Genomic DNA, 4,949 nt, shown 5'->3' with positions numbered 1-4,949 from the left:
AAGGCGCGAAGGGGGCGGGGAGGCGGGGAGGCGGGGAGGCGGGGATGGGGGGAGGCGGGGACGCGGGGAGCGCCACGGTACGCAACGGCAGAAGGTTAACAAGGACAGCGGGAGCCAGGCAGCGAGATCGACGTGGCAGTCTCATACGCTGTTGGGGAAACCATGCGGTGAAGGGAGTCTGAGATTGCCACGGCCTAGCTCCATGCACAACCGCCGGTGAGGTGGAGTGGGATTGGGCCTGCTTAGAAACTTGCCCCGCCCAGGACTACCAATCGTCACGGACGACCTCGATGGACTCCCGCTTCCGCGGGAGTGACGGATGCGTGAGTTTGTTGTACCGGCGCATTTCATGGTTGCCGTGGGATGGGTCACTAGCTCCCGCATCACTTACCTCACGGTACGCTTGCTGGCGTGCTAGCGTCGCAATGACAGAATGGCCTGCCTCTGCGACACGGGAAGGGGGAACGCGGAAATGGGGTTGGTTTCGGCAGCGTGCAACATACTTGCATCTCTGCCCCTGCAAGGGTAACATTGTGCATTGGTAAAAAAATCCGGTTGCGCCCGTTGACCTTTCAAACCGCGAGCAGTTTCAGCATCATGATCGTCACCGTTACTCTTCATCCCGAGAATTACCCAACCGATGCTTTCTATCCCTTTTCTCTGCCCGTTCTTCGCGGGACCAGGTGCATCGAGTTTGGAACGCCGGTCACGCTCTTTGTCGGCGAGAATGGCAGCGGAAAGTCGACCTTGTTGAAAGCCCTGGCTTCTGTCTGCGGCATCCACATCTGGAGGAACACCACGCGGGTTCGCTTCAAGGCCAACCCGTACGAGAACAAGCTCCGGGAGCACATCACAGTTGACTGGGCCGAAGGACCCATGCCGGGGTCTTACTTCGGGTCCGACGTATTCCAGTATTTTGTAGAAGCGTTGGACGAGTGGGCGGCAGCGGATCCGGGACAGCTCGAGTATTTCGGCGGCCAATCGCTGGTGACCCAATCCCACGGCCAATCCTTGATGGCCTATTTCAACTCCCGCTACCGTATCCCGGGCCTCTATCTCCTGGACGAGCCGGAGACCGCTCTTTCTCCCAATAGCCAGCTCCAGTTGCTCAGAATCCTGGCTCGGGAGGGAAGTAGAGGAGAGGCCCAGTTTATTGTCGCCACCCACTCGCCGATCCTGTTGGCCTGCCCAGGGGCTACCATCTACAGCTTTGACTCCATCCCGGTAAGCCCGATCCTCTACGAGGACACCGAGCACTACCGGGTCTATCGCAGTTTTATGGAGGACAGGAGCCGATACCTGGACGAGGTTGGCTAATGCACGCCGAAAGCAAAACCACCTATACGCTGGAAATGCAGCGGCCGGAAGACCTGCGGCCGAAACATCCCGACACGCCTGGTTTACAGATTGAGCGTGTAGCAGTCAAGTGCCCCGAATACAACAAGTTCCTCCATACAGTGGTTGGCCACCAATGGCGCTGGGGAGGCCGTAGCCATTGGACCAAGGACGACTGGTACACCTTCGTGAACCGCGATGAACTGGAAACCTGGGTGGCGACCTTTGCCGGGACACCGGCCGGCTATTTCGAGCTGGAGAAACACACCGAGGGGGATGTCGAGATCCTCACTCTGGGCCTCTTGCCCCAGTTCATCGGCCAGGGTCTTGGCGGTTCACTGCTGACGGTGGCCGTCCAGCGTGCCTGGCAAATGGGCGCCAACAAGGTCTGGCTGAGGACCTGTAGCCATGATCATCCCAACGCCCTCCGGAATTACCTGGCCCGTGGCCTCGTGATCCGACAGACAAAAAAGGGACCAGTCAACCGCCCATTCAAGTCATTCTGGGAATCGATGATACCCGATTGTTGAACAGTATGACTGGAGTCTCCGGCCCCTTTGGCGGATCTGAAGAGGGCTGCAGCGCTTTCTTGCATCTCTGTCCCGGCAAGGGTAACATTGTGCATAGGTTGCAAAATCCGGTTGTGCCCGTTGATCCAAAAAACCGCCAGCAGTATCAGTATCATGATCGTCACCGTAACCCTGAATCCCGTGCTCGATCGCACACTTACCGTCGCTCACATCGAATTCGACGAGATGACCCGTGCCACCGCCACCCGTCAGGATTGGGGCGGCAAGGGCTTCAATGTCTCGCGGGCATTATTAGCCCTGGGATTGGAGAGCACTGCCATGGCCTTTGTGGGCGGCGCCACAGGCGAGACCCTTTCGAAGGGACTGGCGGCCTTGCAGATTGACACCGACTTTGTGCCGGTGCAGGAGGAAACCCGCACCAATGTGGTGATTGTCGATGACTCGAACGGGCGGTATATCAAGGTCAATGAGCCTGGTCCATTCATTCAGCCTGACGAGCTCAATACCTTTGTCGACCGGGTACGGGCTCGCGTGCGTCCCGGCGACCTCTGGATACTGGCAGGGAGCCTGCCTCCTGGCGTGCCGGTGGATTTCTATGCCCGGTTGATCCAACTGATCCAGTCCTCGGGTGCCAGAACAGTGCTGGATGCCAGCGGCGAGGCGCTTCAAATCGGCTGCACGGCCCATCCCTATCTGGTCAAGCCCAATGCCGTCGAGGCCAACGAGATAACAGGCCAGTTCCTCCATCTGCCCGAGGATGCCCGCATGGCAACTGAACTTATTCTGGACCAGGGCGTAGAACTGGCGGCCCTCTCAATGGGAGCCGACGGCCTGACGCTGTCATCAAACAAGGAGACATTCCATGCCAGGCCACCTGCGGTTGCGATTGGAAATCCCACCGGCGCTGGCGACGCGCTGGTCGCCGGCATGACCTACGCCCTGATCTACGACTTGCCCCTGGCGGATGTGGCGCGCTGGGGCGTGGCAACCGGTACGGCAGCAGCCATGTCCAAAGGGGTCGGCGTTGGCAGCCTGGAAGAGGTGGAGGTCCTTCTCCCGCAAATCCAGGTCTGGCCGGTGACAGCTATTAGCAAGGTTGAAAACCATGAACCAAGATAGTATCATGATCGAGAGGCAGTGGACAGATCGAGCAAAACAGGCCTACGAACTCGGTTTGGAATATGAGAAGACCTACCATGGCTGCGGCCAGTGTACCGTGGCCGCGGTCTTGGATGCCCTGGACCAGTTCGACGAGTCCGTTTTCCGGGCAGCCACCGGCATTGCGGGCGGCATGGGACTGATGGGCGATGGCCCATGCGGCGCGTACGTGGGTGCATCGATGGCTTTCGGACTTTTGTCCCCCCGTCGCCGAGAGTTCTTTGACGGCGATCGGGAGAATAAGTACGGCACCTATGCCATGATTCAGCGCCTGCGGGAGAGATTTTTGCAGCACTACGGTTCCTTTACCTGTCGAGGGGTCCAGGAACATGTGATCGGCAGAGGTTTCGATCTGCGCGATCCTCAGGACCGTCAGGCCTTTGAGCAGGCGGGCGCCCACGAGGACAAATGCCCACTTGTGGTCGCTCAGGCCGCCAGGTGGGCGGTGGAGATCGTGGCAGAACAGCAGATAACGATGCCGGCTGTTGGCACCAGTGACGAGGAGCGTGTCGAATGAGGGAGTCCTTTTGACCCAGCTACCCCCGCTCCTCATGACCTGCGATCCCGGCTCTTTTGCGCGTAAGACCATCGTCGAGCGCAAGCCTCAGATCATTCGCCAGGTCGGTGAGAACAACGACTATTCCGCCGCCGTCATGCAGGCTTTGGCTGCCTTTCGCGATGAGATCGCCGGCCAAGCCATGCAACCTTTGCGCGAACAGGCGCCCGACGTGGCCGCGTGGAACCGGGAACTCTTTAAGTATACCGGGAAAACCTGGCTCGAGGTTCCCTGGTACTGGGCTGAGGTTTTTTTCTACCGCAAGCTCCTGGAGGCCGTGCGCTACTTCCAGCCAGGTCCATGGTTAGCCCGCGACCCTTTTGCCTGCAAGAAGCAGCAGCAAACTGAAGCCGCCATAGAACAACTGGCGAAGAGCTGGACTCATCTTGATGATCTGGCTCCGGAGTTGGTCTTTGAAGCCCTCCTGCACTCCAGCCTGTGGGGCAACCGGGCCGACCTGAGCAACTTCACCGTGCGCCAGCAGGCTTCCGGAGGCCTGGCCACCCACGCCGAGCGCCAGAACATTCTCATAGACGACACTGAAGCAGTCCGTGACTTGCTCTCACCCGGCACCAGGTCGGTGGCCTTCATCAACGACAACGTTGGCCTGGATGTATTGTTCGACCTGGCCCTGGCCGATTTCCTCTTGACCCGGGGCTGGACGCGCCAGGTCGTGTTCCACCTCAAGGACTACCCGTTCTTTGTCTCCGATGCCATGCCCGAGGACATAGGGCTGACCCTACAGCTTCTCCAGGCCTCCCCGGAAGAGACTGTCTCCCGGTTTGGCGATCGGCTGGACCAGCACCTGTCGTCCGGGCAGCTGGAATTGCGCGATAATCCCTTTTGGACCAGCTTCCACATGTTCAGCCGGCTGGAAGCCACCCCATCGCTTCAAACTCAGCTTGAGCGCGCCGATCTGGTAATCATAAAGGGAGATGTAAACTATCGGCGGTTGCTGGATGATCGCCACTGGCCGTTCACTACCGCCATGCGGTCGATCGCCGGAGATTTCCCCGCGCCCTTTGTGGCCCTTAGAACCTTGAAGGGCGAGATCATGGTCGGGCTTCCAGCGGGCAAGGCCGAGGAATTGCACAGTTTGGATCCTGGCTGGCTGATCAACGGAAAACGAGGTGTGATCCATTACATGAACACAGCCGTCCAGGAATAGGGCCACGGGAACGGTTTGGACCGCGAGGGCGCGAAGGTTTGGACCACGAAGGCGCGGAGGTGCGCGCGCCAGCGGGCGTACCGGGAGGTAAGACCACGAAGCGCGAAGGGCGCGAAGGGTGCGGAGGTTTGGACCACGAAGGCACGGAGGTGCGCGCGCCAGCGGGCGTACCGGGAGGTAAGAACAGGAAGCGCGAAGGGTG

General features: G+C 59.7%; 5 protein-coding genes. All 5 read left to right on the top strand.

Annotation, left to right across the window (positions count from 1 at the left end; all coding sequences use genetic code 11):
• The first annotated feature begins 564 nt into the window (after window positions 1-564).
• The 5 genes from U9R25_13950 to U9R25_13930 all read left to right on the top strand — a co-directional run bounded on the left by U9R25_13950 (window position 565) and on the right by U9R25_13930 (window position 4,747).
• Complete coding sequence (locus U9R25_13950; protein ID MEA3337010.1) at window positions 565-1,317, top strand: AAA family ATPase; 753 nt, start codon at window positions 565-567, stop codon at window positions 1,315-1,317.
• Window positions 1,317-1,865 (top strand): GNAT family N-acetyltransferase, encoded by a 549-nt coding sequence (locus U9R25_13945; protein MEA3337009.1) that lies wholly within the window; start codon window positions 1,317-1,319, stop codon window positions 1,863-1,865. The genes U9R25_13950 and U9R25_13945 overlap by 1 nt, the downstream gene beginning before the upstream one ends.
• Window positions 1,866-1,985: 120 nt before the next feature.
• Entirely contained in the window at window positions 1,986-2,984 is a 999-nt protein-coding gene (pfkB, locus tag U9R25_13940) for a 1-phosphofructokinase (GenBank protein ID MEA3337008.1), read from the top strand.
• Window positions 2,971-3,540 carry a C-GCAxxG-C-C family protein gene (locus U9R25_13935; protein ID MEA3337007.1) on the top strand — a complete coding sequence of 190 codons (570 nt, stop codon included), beginning with the start codon at window positions 2,971-2,973 and terminating at the stop codon, window positions 3,538-3,540. Before pfkB ends, U9R25_13935 begins: the two co-directional genes overlap by 14 nt.
• Window positions 3,541-3,550: 10 nt before the next feature.
• The gene (locus tag U9R25_13930; GenBank protein ID MEA3337006.1) at window positions 3,551-4,747 is read left to right on the top strand and encodes a damage-control phosphatase ARMT1 family protein; all 1,197 of its coding nucleotides are present in this window, start codon (window positions 3,551-3,553) and stop codon (window positions 4,745-4,747) included.
• The last annotated feature ends 202 nt before the right edge of the window (window positions 4,748-4,949 follow it).

Source organism: Chloroflexota bacterium (genome assembly GCA_034717495.1).
GTDB lineage: Bacteria > Chloroflexota > Anaerolineae > JAAEKA01 > JAAEKA01 > JAYELL01.
The sequence above is the reverse complement of the archived record's forward strand: the minus strand, read 5'-3'. Positions and strand labels throughout refer to the sequence as shown.